Source organism: Paenibacillus sp. EKM10P (assembly GCF_011800655.1).
Classification (GTDB): Bacteria; Bacillota; Bacilli; order Paenibacillales; family Paenibacillaceae; genus Paenibacillus; species Paenibacillus polymyxa.
In genome coordinates, this window is record NZ_JAALET010000153.1 from 1 (window position 1) to 214 (window position 214).

General features: G+C 56.5%; 1 protein-coding gene. It reads right to left on the reverse strand.

The genetic code is table 11. The annotated features are described in order from the left end of the window. Positions 1 to 214, reverse strand: a 214-nt coding sequence (locus tag HFE01_RS26895; RefSeq protein ID WP_167442938.1) for a hypothetical protein, incomplete at both ends; no start/stop codon positions are given.

Below are 214 nucleotides of genomic sequence, written 5' to 3' on the forward strand. Positions count from 1 at the left end.
TAGCCCGTTCGTTCAGCTCCGCGTAGGTCAACGACTCTGCACCACACAGTACTGCCACTTGCTCCGGTGTATTCGCTGCCTGCTGCTCAAACAGACTGCTTAGCGTCTGATTCTGCGGATAGGCTGCCGCCGTATCTCCCCACACCTGAACGATCTGTGCCTGCTCTTCCGCTGTCACCAATGCCAGCTCATTCACTCGGATATGCGGATTGTC